Raw genomic sequence first — 19,482 nt, 5'->3', positions numbered from 1 at the left:
GCTGTTCTGATTGCCTTGTCTCTATATCGGCAGCACGAACCAGTACTACGCCCCAGAGCTCCCTGAGAGGCGTTAATAACAGATACACAATGATTCAAGAGGTCCAGGTATGCTTCCCGTTGAGCGTCGAGAGCACATTTTGTCTTATGTTGAAGAGAAAGGCTGTGCCAACATCGAAGAGATGGCGGAGAAATTCGATGTTTCCCAGATGACTATTCGTCGCGACATACGAACTCTGGAGCAGGAAGACAAATTGCGCGTCACCTATGGCGGTGCGGTATCTAAAAGCTTCCTGATGGAAGATATCCCCTACGAAAAGAAGAACGCCGTCAACATTGAAGAGAAAAAGTCCATTGCTCACGAGGCCCTCAATCTGGTCAAGGAAGGGCAGATCATTCTGCTGGATGCTGGCACAAGCACCATGGCCCTGGCCAAGCTGTTGATGCGCATGAAGGTCACTATTATTACGCCCGACCTGAAAATTGCTCTGCAATTGTCAGACTCTTCAACCGCCAAGGTCTACACGACGGGGGGACTGGTCAGTGCCATTACCAAGGCTCACTGTGACACAACTGCCCTGTCCTTCCTGGACAGCATTAATGCTGACGTTGCCTTTCTGGCAACCAACAGCTGGAGTCTGCAACACGGTATGACTACTGCGTCTACCGACCATTACTTTATTCGTCGCAAGATGCTGGAACGTGCAGCCCGCAGTGTACTGCTGGCAGACTCCAGCAAGTTTGGCGCTTCCAGCATGAAAACCATCTGTCAGCTGAATGAGCTGGATACCATTATCACAGACAGCCGTTTCGATGATGAGAGCCTGGCGGCCATCAGCGAGGCAGGTGGTAATATCATCCGCTCCTGACTGTACGGCAATGCAATTATACTTTGAATAGGATGGCATGTTCTTCCTGATTGCATGGACTAAACTCACAGCTATCAATCAGACTGAGTCCAGCCAGACGTTGCTGTGAGTGATGAAACCCCTTATCTGTATTCCAATGGGTGACCCGGCCGGAATTGGCCCGGAAATCCTGATAAAGGCACTTTTAACCAATGACTTCTCCAATACCTGTCGATTGCTGGTCGTCGGCTACGTGGAGATTCTTCAGCAAGCCATTTCGATCAGCGCTTCGCCTCTTACTATCAACTCTGTTGAGGCCTGTTCGGATATTGATCCACGGACAGGTATTCTCAATGTCCTTGAGCCACCTGCCCCTCCTCAAAGTGTCGAGCCGGGCAGAGTTTCCCCAGCCGCAGGAAAGATGGCCTACGACTGTATTCAACTGGCAACACAACTGGCTCTGGAGAGGCAGGCCCAGGCTCTGGTAACGCCCCCTGTTAATAAGATGTCCCTGGACGCGGCTAATATCAGACAGGCAGGACACACCGAGATTCTTGCCGAGCTGACAAACAGCAAGAACCCACTCACTTTATTTGAGGTTGCGGGCTTGAAAGTCTTTTTTCTTTCACGACATCTGTCTCTCAAGCTGGCCTGTGACTACGTCACCCGACATCACCTGATTCAATGTGCTCAAAAAGCGGTTGATGCCATGAAATCTCTGGGTATTGAGACCCCCCATCTGGCTATAGCCGGGTTAAATCCTCATTGTGGAGATAACGGACTGTTTGGACATGAAGAGCAGGAAGAAATCAGGCCTGCTGTTCTTGAACTACAGCAGCTTGGGTTGAACGTGTCCGGCCCCCTGCCTGCTGACTCGGTGTTTTATCAGGCTCTGAATGGAAAGTTTGATGCTGTCATCTCGCTCTATCATGATCAGGGACACATTGCGACCAAAATGGTGGACTTCCATAAAACCATTTCAATCACCTGCGGCTTACCCTTCCTGAGAACTTCAGTAGATCATGGCACTGCCTACGACATTGCCGGGAAAGGCGTTGCTTCTGCCATCAGTATGGCCGAGGCCATCGCAGTGGCAATCCGTTATCTGACAAAGGTTTCACCAGTGGGAACAACCTGAATAGCGGGCGAACTACCAAAATCAACCTGCCCGGTGACCACAACAGGGGTGCTTGTCTCTGCATTTTCAGGTAAAGAAATAATCAAACGTCCATTGCCTGATTGCTGAATATCCACATCCAGCGTCTGTGCAGTGGTGGCATCATTAACAATCTTCAACGGCCCTTCTATGAACAAATCGGGACGCTCGATACTGGAGCCTTGCAGGATATTGCCTTTCAGAACAGGTGCATCATCCACGTCTCTGCCATGATCATAAACAATGATCTGCTCTACTCCCGAGATATCACTGACTGCTCCTCCTCTCAGTCCAATGAGGATTTTCAGAGTCGGGCTCCTGACCCGCGTCAATCAGAATGCCGTCTGACTGTCCTTCCCCTCTTATCTCGCCTTTTGGGCCCAGCCACAGCAGAAGACCGGAACTCGAGCCAATGTATCGAACAGCAGACTGTGCATTGCCATCGGTATCCGGATTCAAAACCAGTCCCTCAATCAGAAGCACGCTTTTGCCAGAAGGATTGCGAATTTCAATAGCGGTTTCATCTTCAGGCAAGGCCTGAATGATCTGGTTAGGCTCAATGGTTTCGCTGCTGGTCACAATCTGTCTGGAATAGGCTATTTCACAGGTCAGAGCCATCACCGCCGATATGGCCGTTGCCAGGCGTTTTTTGCAGACACTTAGCCCCGAAAATACCTCACCCTTCCTGTCTTGATTCATCCGGTCTGATTCCATTCATGGGTAAAGGACCAGAGAAATATCGACCTCCTGACCTGTCAATTGACCAAAGTCCGGTTTTTTTCTCTTCAGCCCTGAAGTATTCCCAGCCGTGTGCCGATAGTGGATTCAGCCGGATTTCAAATTTGAAAAAATCGCAGTCATCTAATGCAAGGAAGAAAGGATGAACAAGAGCCTGTTCAGGAAGAAGACTCTCGCTGCAGTGATTGCTGCAACAATTCCATTTGCCGCCACCCAGTCCAGCGCAGTGACAGAAATCACCAGTGACGGCGATAGTTACGCCGCCAGCGGGCTATTCGGTGCAGTGACACGCAATGTTAATGCTGAAGCAACCGACACCTATGCATTCATTCTGGATGCTGACAACGGTACTTTCTACGTCCAGGGCTCGTTACTTCAGCCAGTCAATATCAATCTCGATAACCCGAATGGCGAAGCCATTCTGCTCTATCGCCAGGCTAATACCAGCTACGCCGTGAATATGCCTTCGCTCAGCGGCCTGTATGGTAAAGGTACAGCCCACGGTATCCTGTTGAGTAACGGCGAAGCCAGCGTCATTCAAATCAATGTTGGAGAAACCAATCTGGGCGGCACTATTCAGGTAGAAGACGGAGATGCTTTCAGAATTGAAGAAGAGCTGTCGGGCATCGTCACCATAACCGGGACACTGCAAGGTAACAGAGCCATCACAGCAGCCGAAGGTGGGAAGCTCGGAACAAATGCTACGATCTTAGTTAATGGCGGTGTACTGAAAACAAACGGAGATACTTCTATTGACTTCAGCGATGCCGGTGGAGCCCTTGTTATGGGAGTCGTTGACGGTACGGTAGAGGGCAAAGTGCTGGGTTATACCGGACCCGGTGATATTCTGACGATAGGTGGTAACTCGACATTTGGTGGCGATATTGAGGATGTTGAAAGCATCACAGTCGTAAGGTCAGATTCATACGTAGCCAGTTTCCGAGGTGATATCAAGAAGAATTCCGGTACAACAGACGTCAAAATCTATGGTATTGCCAGCTTTGACAAACCCGGAGCACAGACCATTGATGGTGATCTGACTGTTTATTCAACAGGGGTCATTACAACAGAGATGGATACCGACTCCGCCACCAATGCAGCTCTGATTGTCACCGGTACTGCCAATATTAACCCAGGTTCAACGCTGAAAATTGTTCCTTCCCTGGAAGTCGTAGAATCTGGCAACACCGTAGAAGATGCAAAAATTATTGAAGCCAACACTAACCTGAATGCTTCCGATCTGACAATTGAGCACTCTGTGTTGATTGATACTACCGAGGTCACACAGAACGGCAATGCTCTGACCACAGATCTGACACCAAGAACCCTCGAAGCACTTAAGAATCTGATTGCACAGGAAGGTGCCGGGGCCACCACTGAAGAAGCTCTGGCGGCTACGATGACAGTGATCACCCGGGACCCCATCAACTCCACGAGTTTCAATAACTTTTACAAGACTGTTTCCAACATTACTGATGTAAAGAAACTGGCTGAGTTCGCCAGGGAGAGTAAATTCAACAACTCTGACGCCGTCCAGATGACCAACGTAACGGCAGAAACCAAGGTTAAGACCAACGTTCTGGCCCACGTCAGGGCGGTTCAGGAAGATGACCTGTCTGACACTGGGCTGTCATACGGTGGCAGTTACACCAATCAGGGTTTCTGGTTGCAGGTTCTTGGCTCGGACGTCACTCAGGATGATCGCAGAAACGATGGTGGAGACAGACTTTTCGGTTTCGATGCCGATCTGAGTGGTCTGACACTGGGCGCAGAAACCACCATCAACGATGACTACCTGGTAGGAGCTGCATTCACTGTAGCCAATGCCGAAATAGACAAACACGATTCTAATGACAACTCTACCATCAAGAACTACCAGGTCAGCCTCTACGGCTCCTGGGAGCAAGATAACTGGTTCCTGGATGGCGTCATTAACATCGGTCGCAGTAACAACGAGCGTAGCCGTTATATCGATGGCTTTGTCGATGCGCCGATTACTTCGGACTATATCAGTCATCAGTACGGCCTGACCACCATGCTGGGCATGAACCAGAGCTTTGGTGAGATGAAGATAGTGCCAATGGTCGGTTTCAACTACACCATGGTCAAAAGTAAAGCCTTTAAGGAAGATGACAAGTATGCGACCGGTTTTGCCCTGAATGTGGACAGCCAGAAATATCAAAAGGTCGAGCTGGGTGCTGGCGTTGAAATCAGTCAGGCTTTCAAAGTCGACCAGGGTGAACTCGAACCTTCTCTGAAACTGATGGCCTGGCATGACTTTAAGGGTGATGTCGTAGAAACCACCACACGTTACGTGCTCGGTGGACCCGAGTTCACCTCAAAAGGGGCCGACGCTGTCAAGAACAGCTATCAGGCTTCAGCCAGTGTGACCTACCGTCGCAACGATAACATGAGCTTCGTTGTGGGTTATGAACTGAACCAGAGTTCAGATTACAAAGCTCAGAACTACTACCTGAGAATGAAGTACGACTTCTAACTTTGACGCTTTCGAGAGGACTCTGTTTCAGGGTGTTGTACTCTCGTTTTCCCTCTCTCCCTCCCTCCCGGTATTAAAGCCTTCAACCCACTCATTTATCTGGTACTATTCGCCCGGAAAAGCAGGTACTCTCGTTTTACATACCCTGCAAGATCCCACATTGACCAACACTATTTACCGGAATCGCACCGATATGGCTTCTCTCAGACACCTCCTGGTAACGGCTTTTATCCTTTTCTTGTCACTTTCTGCCCATGCTGCTTCCAGCACTGAACTCAATGCTACCGTCCATGAAGCGTTGAAAAATCTTTATGCACAGAGCAGTGCTGCAAAATCTCTGGGCAGCAGAGCGAAAGGAATCCTGGTCTTCCCCAAGGTTCTGAAAGGCGGGCTGGTTGTGGGTGGTGAATACGGTGAAGGCGCACTTTTAAAGAATGGAGCAATACAGGACTATTACAATACCGTATCGGCCTCTATCGGTTTCCAGCTGGGCGCACAGGCTCGCTCCCAGATTGTCATGTTCATGACCAGCGAGGCTCTGAACAACTTCGTGAACAGCGAAGGTTGGGAAGCGGGTATCGATGGTAGTATTGCTATTGCTGAGTTTGGTGCCGGAGAAGGTATAGACACTAAAACCGCTAGAGCTCCCATCATTGGCTTTATCAGCAATAACAAGGGATTGATGTATAACCTGACTCTGGAAGGTTCCAAAATCACAAAAATTGAAAAGTAAAACCCTCGTCAGGTACTTCGGTGATTTCAACTCTACCCCGCTGATATTCGGTGATGTAAAGTCTTTTGCTACCTTTGCCACCGAAAACAACATCGGTGGGGCATGAGCCTCTGGTCACAATGGTTCGATGAATCTCGCCATCGGGAGTGACAGTGGCCACATGCCCCTGACCAAACATGGCCACATAAAGGTTACCCTCTTTGTCAAAAGAGATTCCATCGGGCCCCACAACCCGGCATGGGCCGGCAGTATCGGTGACCGACACAAACTGTTCACGGCTGCTAACCTCCAGTCTGTCTGTAAACGGATAACGATAGATATTCCCTGTTGCCGACTCACTGAGATAGAGCTTCCCATCAGGAGCAAAGGCAATACCATTGGCGAAACGAAACCCGTCATCAAGGCAATCCACCTGTTTACTGACGGGATCAATGCGAAACAATTTTCCCTGCATTGGCCCCTCCCAGACTTCCGGATCAGGCCCTTCCCGAGTGATCAGGTCAGCGACGCGGATACCAGAATCTGTCAGGTAAATGGCCCCTTCAGGCCCCAGAGTCATATCATTGGGCCAAAGAAAGGGGTTCTCACCGTCTCCGTAAAGTCTCTCCGCCAGCGAGCCATCGGGGTTGAGCCTGAGCAGAGATGGCTCACGGGTTTCGGCAACCCAGATACTGCCATCATGGTTGTCCTGTAAAATACCATTGGGCCTGTCGACCTGCGCAAAAACATGGCGGTGCTTTCCTGAGGCTGAAACCCGGGTCAGACGACCTCTCTCCTGACCGACTTCTGAAACAACTAAACTTCCGTCGTTTAATATCAAAGCGGACACTGGATACTCCAGCCCATCAACAAAAATCATACTGCCCCTCTTGAGTGTGACCGAAAAAACGCTACCTCTGACGGTCTAATGAAAAAATAGCTGCCATCGCAGGTGAATGTTCATTTGGAGAGACAGTTTAGATACAGATGACGACCAACTGTTTAGAACAATAAGAAACAAAATATAGGGAGAATTAGCTATAAAGGGTATTATTTAGTTACTAATAGAATTAATAAAAACACTTAAAGAGCAATAACTTATTAACTGATAGCATCCAGATAACTTTGAAAATGCAGCGCTATCAGACTCTGCTGCCATTTTCAGACTTCAGCCTGAGCTGTATTTTCGGCTCATGGCTGTTTGATTTGACTCGGGGGAAATGCGACTACTATGAGTCGTCCGGCCAGGGCCGTCATTCATCTTGACGCTCTAAAGCATAACTATCGATTGGCTAAATCACTGGCGGGCGGGGGCAATGTTCTGGCCGTTGTAAAAGCCGACGCTTATGGCCATGGTGCCATCAGATGTGCCCACTCCCTGTCAGAGGAAGCCGACGGGTTTGCAGTGGCCTGTATTGAAGAAGCCCTGGAGCTCAGGGCAGCCGGTATCAGAAACCGTCTGCTTATTCTCGAAGGATTCTTTGAACATTCCGAACTCACCAATATTGCCTCAGAAAATATTGACATTGTCGTACAAAGTCCGGAACAGGTAAGACAGCTTGAACAAACCCCACTGGAGAAGCCTGTCAGGGTCTGGCTGAAAATGGACTCCGGCATGCACAGAGTGGGTATTCTTCCCGGCGATTATCGCGATGCCTGGGCAAGGCTTGAGCAACTGCCCTGGATCGACGAGATTCTCATGATGACTCACCTTGCCTGTGCCGACGAAACTGACAATGGCTACACCCTGCAGCAGCTTGAAGTCTTTGAGCAACATACCCTTGGATTGCCGGGTAAAAGAAGCATTGCCAATTCGGCCGGTCTCATTCATTGTGCCGCTGCCAGGGCAGACTGGAGCCGCCCCGGTCTTATGCTTTACGGAGCCTCTCCTTTTGATCAGGCTCATAACATTGAATCCAGGCTCAAGCCTGTCATGGAGCTCCACTCAGCCATTATCAATATCAAGGAAATCCCTGCTGGCAGCCCGGTAGGCTATTCCGGTACCGCAGTGACCAACAAGACGACGCGTTTAGGCGTCATCGCCATGGGTTATGCCGATGGCTATCCCCTGGCTCCCAATGGTACGCCGGTACTCGTCAATGGTCAGCCAGTACCACTGACAGGTCGGGTCTCCATGGATATGTTAACGGTTGATTTGTCAGAAATAGGTGATGTGAACGTGGGAGATCCTGCTTTACTCTGGGGTAAAGACTTGTCGGTGAATGAAGTAGCACGACATGCGGGCACAATTCCCTATCAGCTGTTGTGTAATATAAACCGGTTTCCTATTTCGTACTCTCAGCAAGTTACCTGCAAAGAGAGAGTATGAATCCACCTGAAAAATTGTCCGATTGCCGGGAACGCTTTAATAACCAGCGCATCTGTCAAATCCTTTACATTGCAGAACCGTTTCAGCACTTGTATATTCTCTGCACGTGCCATACTCTTCTCAGTCCGTGACTGAAGCCTTCTTATGACGGTCAGGAGCCACGGGGAAAAAGGCGTCCTGGTGTACATCGACACCTGGAGCAATGCGGTAATTTACACCATGCCCAAAACTACCTGAATCAGACGATTGCTGAAATGAGAAGTCGAAAAGAAGTCGTCCGGCAACTGGACAGGATCGATCGTAATATTCTTCGCACACTCCAGGAAAACGGTCGAATTTCCTATGTGGATCTGGCAGATCGGGTGGGCTTGAGTACCACACCCTGCATGGAAAGGGTCAAACGCCTTGAGCGGGAAGGCATCATTCAGGGCTATAGTGCCCGGTTAAAACCCCAGTACCTTCAAGCAGGCTTGCTGGTGTATGTTGAAATCAGCCTCTATACCAAATCGGCCGATATCTTTGACGAGTTTCGACGGGCAGTTGTCGCTCTTCCAAACGTGCTGGAATGCCACCTGGTTTCCGGTAACTTTGACTACCTGATCAAGGCCCGTATTTCAGAAATGGCTTCTTACCGGGAGTTGCTGGGCGACATATTACTGAAGCTTCCGGGAGTGAGGGAATCCAAAAGCTACATTGTCATGGAAGAACTGAAAGAAACACTGAATCTCCCAATTCCTGACTAATCAGTAATCCCTGATAAAATAATTCAGGGCGACTGCATCCTGCTCTTCAATATCATGAAGCTGGAATCCAGCGGCAAAGTCCATGCTGTGATCGCCCTGTTTATTACCAGACTGACACCAGACGCATTTGGCCACCAGTGTTACGTGGTGCGCTGTGTCATTAAGACCAGGCAGTACCATGGTAACATTCCTGACGTCTTCCAACCGAATGGGTTGATCCGTAGTAATACTGAACCCTCCTCTGGATACATCTTCCAGAACCCCCAGTAGTTGACCACTGTCATTGTCCACGACCTGGGCGGGCTCAGCCAGAACCTTGCGTGGATAGCGCCGCTTCTCAAGTACAGTATCCGTCATAACAACTCCTCTCTTTCATAAAGCGAAATTTCAAGATACCGACTTTTTAGCAAGATGACAAAATTCTGCTGCATTTGGCAACCCAATTCTGTTATAAGTTACCTTTAGTACTCTGCCATACGAAATCGAATATGTCTGGCTTATTGGGCAGGTGCTCTGCAAGGCGAAACGACGGGAACATAGCAAGCTATTTGACCAGAGTTGCAACGCAGTCAGAGTGCCTGAACAATAAGTCAGAAAATACGATTTCGTATGGTTGAGTGCTTATATCCATCTGCCGGGACGCTGTGTATCAGACCGACTCAGATGGACCAGTAGAGTCAATCTATCAATTTTAATAAGCTCCAGATGGGGAATATTGCTGACATCTTATTACCCAGGGAGTCCTATATGGTCCGCCCCGTTTTACAAGAGCCTGTTTCGTTAATTTGCAAACAAAGATAACTGCAATTTTACAAGGCTCGCAGAATTCGGGAATTTGAAAGTTTAAATACGGCTTGATATGTTGCTATCCAATACGCCTGCTCTGACTTTGACCTTAGCGATTGTATTAGAGGTCTTTGCAACGTCCTGGTTGCCCAGAACCCATCAATTTACCGCCCCCATACCGACAACAGCGGTATTGATAGCCTATGGTCTGGCATTTTACCTGTTGTCGATTACGGTTCAAACCATGTCACTGGGTGTGGTTTATGCGATCTGGTGTGGTGCAGGTATTGTCTTGGTCGCAGCTTTGTCATGGCTGATATATGGGCAAAAGCTGGACATTTATGCATTGATTGGTATTGGCTTTATTCTAACCGGAACCGTTATCATTAATCTCTTCTCATCTTCTTTGAGTCATTAATCTGTCATCTGGGTGTCGAAATCTTGTAACCTGCCTGAAGTAGCTTGCTTGAGATCCTCCCCGCCCTGGAGAGGCTGCAGCAAAAGTCTGGTTCCCATGCTCAGCGTGGGAACGAGCTGACGAGACCTCTCAGGTTACTAAAGCAACATACCCTGTCGACGAGCCTCAGCCCATACCAACGGAGAACGCTTCATCAGGAAGCTCTCTGTATACTCCCCCTGACTGTATTCATAATAATGCCGAGCACGCATTTCACGGTTATTCCCGTCATCCAGCTTCAAACGTCTAATGGTCTCGTCAACCTTTTGGAAAATATTCTCTGGCAGTTCCGGAGCTGGAAAAATACGTCCACTCACTAATTCCACATGAAACCAGCCATTCTCTACTTCAAAGGGATCCAACACATCTTCATAATCGTTCTTGCGGCTGTTGACGATAGAACTGGCTAACCTGTAGTTGCTCCATTCATAAGCCAGGTCTGCACGACGGGATTTAGCTGCAAAATGTTCCACCGTCGCACCACCGGTGGTGCGTTCAAAGTGTACTGCCAGGTAGCCGCAAACACCTGAATAAGCCTGATATAACTCATCCATACAATCGCGCCAATAGGGAGAGATTTTCATGCCTTCAGGCAAAGGCTTGTGTAGATTAATGCCTTTTTCCTCAAGATGTCGAACACCCTTCTGGCGTACCTTTACATCAAAATCCACTGGTTCCGGCTGAGGTTTCACCTTAATCACCCAGCCACCCCTTTTTCTCAGCAAAGGAGCGCCAGCGCATCCAGAAAGGATCAGTATCGCTCAAAACAGTTCGCAGTTTTTTATCTATATACCCAACCTGTTCCGATGTCACAGAATCACTACTTAAAACCTTACCGGCCTCTTCCATTATTGCTTCTGCTTCTTGTGAATACGAGCTTTTCAAGTCGAAAGCTTCACTGGAAAGCCAGTTATTTGCGTTACCCTGTCGAACAAAACGTGTCTCTGAAATAACAGCGCAACCCCTCCCTTTTTTATCTATTTCAAAGTTCAGGTCCAGCCAGCCATCTTTCTTAGCATCAAAGAAAGGCTCTACCGACGCCATCACCAGAGGGGAGTGCGTGGCCGTGATGAGTTGCACATTTGTACGCTTTGCCACCAGCAATTTCACTACTTCCAGCAGCGACACGATAATACTGCGCTGCCATTTGGGGTGAAGATGCGCTTCAATTTCATCAATCAGGAATATGATCTGTTGGGTCGGTGTCTGTCCCAGTAACTTGCAGGCTGCCAAATGTTCCCGCCAGGCCCATACCAGCAAATAGGCCAGGGCAATAATCCGCTTCATGCCTGAAGAAGCATGAATCACAGGCACTTCATGCCCATAGGGCATTTTCAGGGTAGGGATATCTCTCGAGTCATTCAGGCTAATCCGCGCCAGTTGACCCGCCTCAATAGGCTCTTCCGGGGAGGGGGACAAAGCAGCGAGTACTTTTTGCAGTAGTGCAAATGTCTCACCCTTTTCTTTCTGCCAGCCCGCCCAGTCCTGTATCAGACCATTGCAGAGGGGCTTGCCGTCTCCACCTTCAAGGCCGTCCCAAACATTTTCTGGAGTAAAAACATAAGCTGCACGTCTCTCGTGGGCTGCTCCGGTTTTGGCATCTGAATAGTTTCTGGCCGGATCCCATACTGCAAACCCACCATTAGGCAAGGCATAAAGAACCAGACCTGCCAGTGCCGGTTTGGATCTCGGAAAGACCCATTGCTGTTCTGTCCGACGAAATGGGACGTTAACCTCAACAAACCGAGACTTCCCCTTTGACTCAAAGCCAATACTGGCTGGTTTTTCCGGATTCACCGGTCGTGCCATATAGCCCGATGTTAAGTTATAGTTCACTTCCTGAGGCCACTTTCTGGTCAGTGCCCACCAAGCAATATCCAGCAGGAAACTTTTACCCAGACCGTTATCGCCGGTAATCAGATTAAGTCGGGGAGCAAAAAGGATGGCTTGGTTTCCTTCTGCTGGCCCGACATTGGTTAAGGTTAACGATTTCAGCATTACCTGATCTCTGATAGCTCGCTCTGATTAAATGGATTTAGTCGGATTGACAACACAAACAAACTCGGCAATTGCTTGAATTTTCCCCTCTTCATCCGGCTTCAAGTACTATAGGCTGATAATCAGGATTCAGTGGTTTCAGAGTGATACGGCTGTGTTGCCAACGGTCATCTTCGGTGTCGGCCTTCTCACTGGAATATACTTTAACCGTTTACTCGTCACCCGTTTTCTCATCGGCCAAACCCGCATGCCGAATGAGCAGCTTATAGTTCTGTCTGCTGCCAAAGGGAATCAACTGGGAAAAAACAGTAACAGATAACGCCAGTGGTTCCTTGCTGAAAAATCGACCACAGACAGGATGATGATACCTCTTTTTGGTTGGAAATTCGTCCTGTCCGAAAACTGCTTTTCATATCTATTAAAAGATTTTCTTGTGTGCACCCATAAAAAAATGAGGTGCTTTTCAACATAATTGTCATATATCCCGTTTAAATTATCGACAATTATTAAAAGTGCCAGGGTTAAGCCATGCGTACCTTCTCTCAACATTTTTCGAACCGGTTAAAGGTGCTGTTTTTTACTGCACCTTTACTGATACCGCTCGTAACGTTCTGGTTGGTGCCATTTGGTTACTCCGTCTATATCAGCTTTACCGATTGGGACTACATTTCGCCAGAATACAATTTCGTTGGTCTGGAGAATTACCAGTATATGGTAGAGGACTTTGAGTTCACTCAAGCTCTACTCAATACCTTTTGGTTCTCGCTCGCAGTGGTCATTCCTACCGTTGTGCTTGGTCTTGTGTTTGCTTTGCTGTTACACAGCAATTTTGCCGGCAGTCAGTTTTATCGAGCGGTGATCTTTTCTCCGTGGATTACCCCGACGGTTGCTGTCTCCATCGTCTGGTCCTGGGTCTTTGAGTCTAAATCGGGTCTTGCGAATCAACTGTTAATGTCTATGGGCTTTGACAAAATCCCGTGGCTGGAACAAGGGGATACCGCTATGGTGGCCGTGGTCATCGTGACTATCTGGCAAGCTATTGGCTGGACAATGCTGTTTTACATCAGCGCCTTAAATAAGATTCCCGAATCTTTATATGAAGCCTCTTTAATTGACGGATGCAGTCGTCTGACCCGTTTTCTGAGGATAACACTACCACTGGTTTCACCGACCACATTTTTTCTGGTGGTGGTCAATATCATCACGGCTGTGCAGGCATTCGATCAGTTTCAGATTCTGACTCAGGGTGGCCCCGGCGGGGAAACACGGACCTTGTTGTATCTTTTCTATCAACAGGCATTTGAGCGGTATGAAATGGGCCCGGCAGCAGCAACCTCGCTGGTCATTTTAGCGATCACAGGTTTGCTTGCCCTGATCAATACCTGCATCGGTAAGCGCTGGGTTTACTACTAAGGACAGGGTTATGACGACACAAGCTATTGATAGTTCAATCACGTTAGGTCAGATAAAAGCCGTTAGCCGTAAGAGAATTGCCATTAAAGAACGTTTAGTGGCAAGACAGGCTTTTCTTGCGCTGGCTAAGCATATTTTTCTGATGGCCTGCGGAACCATGATGGTGTTTCCATTCTTATGGATGATATCGGGCTCTTTGAAGTCGAATGATGAAATTTTTTCCAGCCCACTTAATTTAATCCCGGAGACATTCCGTTGGGAAACATTTGTTGAAACATTCCACAGTGCGCCATTTGGTTTGTACATCTTTAACAGTTTTAGTGTGGCGTTATTGACAACTCTGCTGGTGATCATCAACTCAGCCATGTTTGCCTATGCACTGACTCAACTGAGATTCCGCTCCAAAACTGTGCTCTACTTCGTTGTGATGGGTTGCTACATGTTGCCCGGTGCGGTGACCTATATTCCCTCCTACATCACGCTGGCCAGACTGGGTTTGCTCGACTCTCACACTGGTTTGGTTATCTCTAATGCGGCCTCTGTTTTTGGTGTTTTCTACCTTCGTCAGGTGTTTATAAAAATACACCCTTCACTGATCGAAGCGGCACGCATTGACGGAGCTGGAGAATTCAGGATTTTGTGGGCCATTATGCTTCCCCAGTGTCGGGCTGCGGTTGCCACATTGTTCCTTATTACGTTCATCACTAACTACAACAGTTACATGTGGCCAAGCCTGGTGATTACTTCACAAGAGTTGAACCTGATCGCAACGGGTATTCGCCAATATTTTATCGCTGAAGGTAACTACGGCTTGAATTGGTCGCAGATTATGGCTGCGAGCACAATTGCTGTGTTGCCTTTATTGATTCTATTCGTCGTGTGTCAAAAGACGATTCTTTCAGGCATCGCCGATAACGGCGTAAAAGAGTAAACGGACATGAAACTGAACAGTCTCGCACTTATGCTTACCGGCGCAGTGAGTGCGTCTTTATTCTCAGGCAGCGTACTGGCAAAAACCGAAGTGGACTTCTGGTATTCAGGCGGTACAAAGCCTCAGAAAATGATGACTGAACTTATTACAGAGTTCAACGCGAGTCAGGATGAATATGTGATTAAACCTGCTCTGCAGGGAAATTACACCGAGACTTACCAGAAACTTCAGGCAGGTTTAGCGTCAAAAACTGCGCCAGAGTTAGTACTTTTGGACCCGGTTTACGCTGATGCCATGCGACAGCGTGGTTTAAGCCGTGACTTGAATACTTACATGGATGCACAATTCAACTTTGATGACTTTGTCACTGCCTTTAGAGACCAGGTAACGGCAGAAGATGGGCAAGTATTTGGCTTACCCGCTTACGGCACCACACAGGTTTTCTATTACAACAAACAAGTGTTGGCAGAGAATGGCTTTAAAGAAGAGGATTTAAACACCTGGCAAGGCGTTGCAAAAGTTGCAGAAAAAGTGACTAAGCGTGACGAGAAAGGCAACACAGTGTTTTACGGCTGGGAACCGATGTGGGGCGCTGATAATTTGATCGATGCCGCTTTTTCTAACGGCGCCCGGGTGATCAGTAATGATGGCAAAAAGGTGCTGATCGATTCACAGGAGTGGGTTGAGGTTTGGGATAGTTTCCGCACGTGGATTCATGATGATGAAATCATGCGTATTCACTACGGTGGTCAGGGCTGGGAATACTGGTATAAGACCATTGACGACGTGATGAAAGACCAAGCGCTGGGCTATACCGGTTCTTCAGGTGATCAGGGTGATCTGGATTTCACTAAATTGGCAGCGACCACTCAGCCTGGCTGGGGGTCGCATCCTCCGGCTCCTCAGGCGGGTGCACTTATTTACGTGATGCCTGAAGGAACCGATGAAAAAGCGGCTCAAGGGGCGTTTGAATTTATGGAGTTTTACACAAGTGCCGAAAAAACCGCCGCCTGGTCAATGTTCACAGGCTACATCCCGGTTCGCATGAGTGCAGCGGATGTCGCTGAGTACAAGTTGTTTACAGAGAAGAATCCACAAGCTCTGATTCCGTTGAAGCAAGCCAGCTCAGCAAGCCCTGACTTTCTTGATCCAACCAACGGCAAGATTATGGATGCGCTGAGAGTGGCTGCTGACCAAATTCAAATCCAAAACGTTCCTGCTGAGAAAGCACTTAAACAGGCAGCAAAAAAAGCGCAGCGGGCGTTAGATAGAGTGAACCGCTCTTAATGCCTTTCGAGCCCGTTTCAAACGGGCTCTCATTTCTAAAGAAACGGATTAATCACCGGACGCTATGACTGAATTTCAGGGTGAGCTGACCTTTGGCCGAACTCGTCTGCCATTTAAGGTACCGAACGGAACCTTATCGGTAAATATCACCGGTTCAACGGTTACTAAAAGGTTTTTGTATGCCGCTGTCTACGATGCAAAGGACCAATATCGTGGCAAAATACTGTTTGAGAAACCTGACAAGTCATTGTGTGTCAAACCAGAACGCTCCGGATTTGGTGCGATTGATGGCGATGTTATGGAAGGGGAATGGTATCTCGATTTATACAATCTGGATGCTGAGTTTAAACCCAAGCGTGCCATACAATATTGTATTCGGGTTGACTTCAATCAGGAGCAAAAACATCAAGACCTTCTCACCGACGATGTTGTCGCGACTGACCACGATATCCACTTTGATTACAGCAGACTGATTAAATCTGAATCACGCTGGTATCGTGGTGATCTTCATGCTCACACCAGACTTTCTGATGGTCATAACAGTCTCTCTGCGGCAAAGCAGATTGTGGAGTCACAACAGCTCGATTTCTTTTTCTTTACCGAACACAACATTTGCCAGCCAAAACACAACATTTGCCAGCCAAGACTGCCTGTCTCAAACTCATGTCTTTTCTTACCCGGCATCGAGGTAACCACCGACCTGGGGCACTTTAATGTTCACGGGCCTCAATCCATATTGGATCTTCGAAGTATCGAGCTTAGCAGCCAAAAGGTAATCGAAGCAGGTTTGCAACTCGCCCGCGAGGGCCAGAGCTCAATCAGCATTAATCACCCGATGATGAAGCCATGGCATTGGCAATATTCGCCGCTTTTACTTGAGAAGATCTCAACCTTTGAAGTCTGTTGCGACCCCACCTGGCCGACATCGCCACAAGCCACAGAGTCTGCACTGAGGGTGATGAATGAAATGTGGAATTGCGGTCATCGGGTGGCTGCCATAGGTGGAAGTGACTCACATTTGGAGCCACATGAGCGCAACCCCAAAGCGACAGAGCCGTCGATATATGGCGACCCTTCTACCTTTGTCTTCAGCCAGGGTTTGAGTGGTGAAGGCATCTTGTCCGGTTTGCACAACGGTCAGGTCTACATAGAGCGACGATGCGGCCTTTCGTTTGATATCAACAACCATCAACTCTTGCCGGGGGCTGACAGCTCGGGCGAGCCTTTGAGCTACCGAATAGCTGTACAAGATACTCAGTTGAGTTATCTCGCTGAGTGCATTGTCGATGGCGAGTTGGTTGCCACTGTCATGCTGGGTACAGAACCAAAAACGATTAAGGTCGATTCCGATTATCACTGGTGTCGAGTTGATATTCGCAGAGCCCGGACCCGGGAATTCGAAGGCTGTATCAACGCTGTTTATAACGGTACCAAACCTACTTTTAAAACCCCGAAAGTGCATAGTTGGGGAGAGCTGATAGAGCGATTAAATAGTGATGAAGTATAAAGCACTACTGTTTGATAAAGATGGCACACTATTGGAATTCCACAATATGTGGCTAAAGGTTTCATGCAGCGCCTGTCATCGAGTAAAAAAATATAGCGACGAGAGACAAGGTCATCAAAATGTCACTGAGACCGGGTTACTCTCGGCGATAGGCGTTGAGGGAGACAAAGTCGACAATCATGGCCTGCTCGCTTCTAACCCTGTTGAAGACACCGCTGCTGCATGGTTTGAAATGCTCAACCCTCAGGTAACACTGACAGAATTCACCAGAGTGACGAAAAGCGCTTTTAACCAGGAGGTTGCAGAAAATCCTGAATGGATCGAAGCCTTACCCGGAGTGGCAGACAGGCTCACTTCTCTCAGGCAACAAGGGATGATTTTAGGCATTGCAACAGCGGACACCAAAGATTCGACGCTCTATACGCTGGAACATTCAGGCCTGAAGGAGTTGTTTGATTATATTGGCTACAGTGACGGGGATATAGAGCCCAAACCAGCTCCCGCACTTCTGAATGCGTTTTGTCAGCAATGTGGAGTTGAACCCCACGAGGTCATCATGTTCGGTGATACGGTGTCAGATATGGAATTCGCTACCAATGCCGGGGCAAAGAAAATTGGTGTCCTGACAGGGACTGCTTCAGCGAGCGAGTTGGAACCTGTGGCGGATCTTGTTATTCCATCGGTGGCTCAGTTTGACCCATACGCATTTAATGAATTGACTTGAGGATGAGAAATGGCTGAAGTCACACTGAAAGGGGTAGAAAAAACCTATCCGAATGGTTTTAAAGCGGTACATGGTGTCGACCTCAACATTCGTGAAGGTGAGTTCATGGTGTTTGTGGGCCCCTCTGGCTGCGCAAAATCAACCACGCTGAGAATGATTGCGGGCCTGGAAGATATCTCTGAGGGCGATGTGTACATTGGTGATAGGCGAGTGAATGATTTGCCTCCAAAAGATCGCGGTATCTCGATGGTTTTCCAAAACTACGCTCTTTATCCTCACATGACCGTGTATGAAAATATGGCCTTTGGGTTGAAGCAGCAAAAGCTGGCAAAAGCCGAAATAGAAAAGCGTATTGCAGAAGCGGCAAAGACACTCGAAATTGAGCATCTACTGCAAAATAAACCCGGTGAAATGTCCGGTGGACAGAGACAGCGCGTTGCATTGGGACGTGCCATGGTTCGCAAACCGGATGTTTTTCTCTTTGATGAACCGCTTTCAAATCTGGATGCCAAACTCAGAGTCTCAACCCGGGTCAGTATTGCTCGGCTGCATAATGATCTTAAAGCGGAAGGGCAAAATGCAACCATGATTTATGTTACCCATGATCAGGTGGAAGCCATGACACTGGGCGACAGAATCTGTGTACTTAACCAGGGCCAGATCATGCAGGTCGATACGCCGATGAACCTCTATCAATACCCTGCTAATAAGTTTGTTGCTGGCTTTATTGGTTCTCCGGCGATGAATATCATTAAGGTGCTTATTGATGAAGTCGATGACGTAATGAGTGTGGTTACAGAGAGTGGACATCGCTGGGAGTTGCCGCAACATAAGCAGAGCCTGGCCAGACAGAGAGCAGGTAAGTGGGTCTGGTTTGGTATTCGCCCTGAGCATATTCAGTTAGCCAACGATGCTACAAACACCTCAGACGTCAACACCCAACGCCACAAAATTGATGTAGTGGAGTCAATGGGTAATGAGCTTTACCTCTATTTTCAGTTGGGAGGTGACAAGATGATATCAAGGATACCCTTCGACGCAGACAAAGTGTTAGCCAGTGGTGACTCTGCGTTGTTGAAATTCACAGTCTCTCAATGCCACTTGTTCGATTCGGATACTGAAGAAGTTTTAGGCTAGTCGCTCATAAGTGCCATCTGAGGATGGCACTTATTTTGCCGCCATGCGGGCAAAGGAACAACCTGTATCGCAATTCTCCGGTTGACAATACACCTGCTGACGTATTGTAATCGTTGAAGGGCTAAAAGCCCTGATCATCGCTGTTTTGGGCAGTCATCCTGACCCTTGGCTACAAAAAAAATAACTATAAGCAAAACAGAGCATTATCGGCTCTGACACA

The 19,482-nt window shown here is 48.2% G+C and carries 19 protein-coding genes; 13 read left to right on the top strand and 6 right to left on the bottom strand.

Going from position 1 to position 19,482, the window contains the following annotated elements; genetic code table 11:
* The first annotated feature begins 109 nt into the window (after nt 1-109).
* Nucleotides 110-868, top strand: coding sequence for a DeoR/GlpR family DNA-binding transcription regulator (locus ACOMHB_RS02620; protein ID WP_422136438.1), 759 nt, complete (start codon nt 110-112; stop codon nt 866-868).
* A 112-nt stretch (nt 869-980) separates the two neighbouring features.
* On the top strand, nt 981-1,985 hold the full coding sequence (gene pdxA, locus ACOMHB_RS02615; protein ID WP_422136437.1) for a 4-hydroxythreonine-4-phosphate dehydrogenase PdxA: 1,005 nt from the start codon (nt 981-983) through the stop codon (nt 1,983-1,985).
* On the opposite strand, the gene ACOMHB_RS02610 is transcribed toward pdxA, so the two are convergent.
* Nucleotides 1,949-2,224 (bottom strand): hypothetical protein, encoded by a 276-nt coding sequence (locus ACOMHB_RS02610; protein WP_448215378.1) that lies wholly within the window; start codon nt 2,222-2,224, stop codon nt 1,949-1,951. The genes pdxA and ACOMHB_RS02610 overlap by 37 nt on opposite strands.
* A 46-nt stretch (nt 2,225-2,270) precedes the next feature.
* Complete coding sequence (locus ACOMHB_RS02605) at nt 2,271-2,702, bottom strand: hypothetical protein (RefSeq protein WP_448215377.1); 432 nt, start codon at nt 2,700-2,702, stop codon at nt 2,271-2,273.
* 181 nt (nt 2,703-2,883) lie between these two features.
* On the opposite strand from ACOMHB_RS02605, the gene ACOMHB_RS02600 reads away from it, so the two are divergent.
* A complete protein-coding gene (locus ACOMHB_RS02600; protein WP_448215376.1) occupies nt 2,884-5,238 on the top strand; it encodes an autotransporter family protein in 2,355 nt (784 codons plus the stop codon).
* A gap of 193 nt (nt 5,239-5,431) precedes the next feature.
* A complete protein-coding gene (locus tag ACOMHB_RS02595) occupies nt 5,432-5,971 on the top strand; it encodes a BPSL1445 family SYLF domain-containing lipoprotein (RefSeq protein WP_448215375.1) in 540 nt (179 codons plus the stop codon).
* Here the strand turns inward: ACOMHB_RS02595 and ACOMHB_RS02590 are convergent.
* A complete protein-coding gene (locus ACOMHB_RS02590) occupies nt 5,952-6,830 on the bottom strand; it encodes an SMP-30/gluconolactonase/LRE family protein (protein WP_448215374.1) in 879 nt (292 codons plus the stop codon). The two genes, ACOMHB_RS02595 and ACOMHB_RS02590, sit on opposite strands and share 20 nt — an antisense overlap.
* Nucleotides 6,831-7,181: 351 nt before the next feature.
* On the opposite strand from ACOMHB_RS02590, the gene alr reads away from it, so the two are divergent.
* Both alr and ACOMHB_RS02580 read left to right on the top strand, forming a co-directional pair.
* Nucleotides 7,182-8,279, top strand: coding sequence for an alanine racemase (gene alr / locus ACOMHB_RS02585; protein WP_448215373.1), 1,098 nt, complete (start codon nt 7,182-7,184; stop codon nt 8,277-8,279).
* Between the two features lie 254 nt (nt 8,280-8,533).
* Nucleotides 8,534-9,022 carry an Lrp/AsnC ligand binding domain-containing protein gene (locus ACOMHB_RS02580; RefSeq protein WP_422136430.1) on the top strand — a complete coding sequence of 163 codons (489 nt, stop codon included), beginning with the start codon at nt 8,534-8,536 and terminating at the stop codon, nt 9,020-9,022.
* Here the strand turns inward: ACOMHB_RS02580 and ACOMHB_RS02575 are convergent, their stop codons facing one another.
* Nucleotides 9,023-9,379 carry a PilZ domain-containing protein gene (locus tag ACOMHB_RS02575; protein WP_448215372.1) on the bottom strand — a complete coding sequence of 119 codons (357 nt, stop codon included), beginning with the start codon at nt 9,377-9,379 and terminating at the stop codon, nt 9,023-9,025.
* A gap of 502 nt (nt 9,380-9,881) precedes the next feature.
* Between ACOMHB_RS02575 and ACOMHB_RS02570 the strand changes: the two genes are divergently transcribed.
* Nucleotides 9,882-10,226, top strand: coding sequence for a DMT family transporter (locus tag ACOMHB_RS02570; RefSeq protein WP_422136428.1), 345 nt, complete (start codon nt 9,882-9,884; stop codon nt 10,224-10,226).
* Between the two features lie 137 nt (nt 10,227-10,363).
* Here ACOMHB_RS02570 and ACOMHB_RS02565 read toward each other — a convergent pair whose 3' ends face one another.
* Both ACOMHB_RS02565 and ACOMHB_RS02560 read right to left on the bottom strand, forming a co-directional pair.
* Nucleotides 10,364-10,966, bottom strand: coding sequence for an HNH endonuclease family protein (locus ACOMHB_RS02565; protein ID WP_448215371.1), 603 nt, complete (start codon nt 10,964-10,966; stop codon nt 10,364-10,366).
* Nucleotides 10,959-12,263 carry an AAA family ATPase gene (locus ACOMHB_RS02560; RefSeq protein WP_448215370.1) on the bottom strand — a complete coding sequence of 435 codons (1,305 nt, stop codon included), beginning with the start codon at nt 12,261-12,263 and terminating at the stop codon, nt 10,959-10,961. The genes ACOMHB_RS02565 and ACOMHB_RS02560 overlap by 8 nt, the downstream gene beginning before the upstream one ends.
* 528 nt (nt 12,264-12,791) lie before the next feature.
* Between ACOMHB_RS02560 and ACOMHB_RS02555 the strand changes: the two genes are divergently transcribed.
* The 6 genes from ACOMHB_RS02555 to ACOMHB_RS02530 all read left to right on the top strand — a co-directional run bounded on the left by ACOMHB_RS02555 (nt 12,792) and on the right by ACOMHB_RS02530 (nt 19,262).
* Complete coding sequence (locus ACOMHB_RS02555; RefSeq protein ID WP_448215369.1) at nt 12,792-13,676, top strand: carbohydrate ABC transporter permease; 885 nt, start codon at nt 12,792-12,794, stop codon at nt 13,674-13,676.
* A gap of 10 nt (nt 13,677-13,686) precedes the next feature.
* Complete coding sequence (locus ACOMHB_RS02550; protein WP_422139605.1) at nt 13,687-14,607, top strand: carbohydrate ABC transporter permease; 921 nt, start codon at nt 13,687-13,689, stop codon at nt 14,605-14,607.
* A gap of 6 nt (nt 14,608-14,613) precedes the next feature.
* Entirely contained in the window at nt 14,614-15,894 is a 1,281-nt protein-coding gene (locus ACOMHB_RS02545; protein WP_422411592.1) for an extracellular solute-binding protein, read from the top strand.
* 64 nt (nt 15,895-15,958) lie between these two features.
* Complete coding sequence (locus ACOMHB_RS02540) at nt 15,959-17,401, top strand: CehA/McbA family metallohydrolase (RefSeq protein ID WP_448215368.1); 1,443 nt, start codon at nt 15,959-15,961, stop codon at nt 17,399-17,401.
* Nucleotides 17,391-18,125, top strand: coding sequence for an HAD family hydrolase (locus ACOMHB_RS02535; protein WP_448218594.1), 735 nt, complete (start codon nt 17,391-17,393; stop codon nt 18,123-18,125). The genes ACOMHB_RS02540 and ACOMHB_RS02535 overlap by 11 nt, the downstream gene beginning before the upstream one ends.
* 9 nt (nt 18,126-18,134) lie before the next feature.
* Nucleotides 18,135-19,262, top strand: coding sequence for an ABC transporter ATP-binding protein (locus tag ACOMHB_RS02530; protein WP_448215367.1), 1,128 nt, complete (start codon nt 18,135-18,137; stop codon nt 19,260-19,262).
* Nucleotides 19,263-19,482 lie beyond the last annotated feature (220 nt).

This window comes from Endozoicomonas sp. 2B-B, from assembly GCF_053470045.1.
The sequence above is the reverse complement of the archived record's forward strand: the minus strand, read 5'-3'. Positions and strand labels throughout refer to the sequence as shown.

Bases quoted from the DNA above. Each gene is read 5' to 3' on its own strand.
- ACOMHB_RS02595 (WP_448215375.1), top strand. From the start codon at position 5,432: ATGGCTTCTCTCAGACACCTCCTGGTAACGGCTTTTATCCTTTTCTTG.
- ACOMHB_RS02580 (WP_422136430.1), top strand. From the start codon at position 8,534: ATGAGAAGTCGAAAAGAAGTCGTCCGGCAACTGGACAGGATCGATCGT.
- ACOMHB_RS02545 (WP_422411592.1), top strand. From the start codon at position 14,614: ATGAAACTGAACAGTCTCGCACTTATGCTTACCGGCGCAGTGAGTGCG.
- ACOMHB_RS02620 (WP_422136438.1), top strand. From the start codon at position 110: ATGCTTCCCGTTGAGCGTCGAGAGCACATTTTGTCTTATGTTGAAGAG.
- ACOMHB_RS02570 (WP_422136428.1), top strand. From the start codon at position 9,882: ATGTTGCTATCCAATACGCCTGCTCTGACTTTGACCTTAGCGATTGTA.
- ACOMHB_RS02555 (WP_448215369.1), top strand. From the start codon at position 12,792: ATGCGTACCTTCTCTCAACATTTTTCGAACCGGTTAAAGGTGCTGTTT.
- ACOMHB_RS02535 (WP_448218594.1), top strand. From the start codon at position 17,391: ATGAAGTATAAAGCACTACTGTTTGATAAAGATGGCACACTATTGGAA.
- ACOMHB_RS02560 (WP_448215370.1), bottom strand. From the start codon at position 12,263: ATGCTGAAATCGTTAACCTTAACCAATGTCGGGCCAGCAGAAGGAAAC.
- ACOMHB_RS02550 (WP_422139605.1), top strand. From the start codon at position 13,687: ATGACGACACAAGCTATTGATAGTTCAATCACGTTAGGTCAGATAAAA.
- alr (WP_448215373.1), top strand. From the start codon at position 7,182: ATGAGTCGTCCGGCCAGGGCCGTCATTCATCTTGACGCTCTAAAGCAT.
- ACOMHB_RS02540 (WP_448215368.1), top strand. From the start codon at position 15,959: ATGACTGAATTTCAGGGTGAGCTGACCTTTGGCCGAACTCGTCTGCCA.
- ACOMHB_RS02530 (WP_448215367.1), top strand. From the start codon at position 18,135: ATGGCTGAAGTCACACTGAAAGGGGTAGAAAAAACCTATCCGAATGGT.
- ACOMHB_RS02600 (WP_448215376.1), top strand. From the start codon at position 2,884: ATGAACAAGAGCCTGTTCAGGAAGAAGACTCTCGCTGCAGTGATTGCT.
- ACOMHB_RS02575 (WP_448215372.1), bottom strand. From the start codon at position 9,379: ATGACGGATACTGTACTTGAGAAGCGGCGCTATCCACGCAAGGTTCTG.
- pdxA (WP_422136437.1), top strand. From the start codon at position 981: ATGAAACCCCTTATCTGTATTCCAATGGGTGACCCGGCCGGAATTGGC.
- ACOMHB_RS02605 (WP_448215377.1), bottom strand. From the start codon at position 2,702: ATGAATCAAGACAGGAAGGGTGAGGTATTTTCGGGGCTAAGTGTCTGC.
- ACOMHB_RS02590 (WP_448215374.1), bottom strand. From the start codon at position 6,830: ATGATTTTTGTTGATGGGCTGGAGTATCCAGTGTCCGCTTTGATATTA.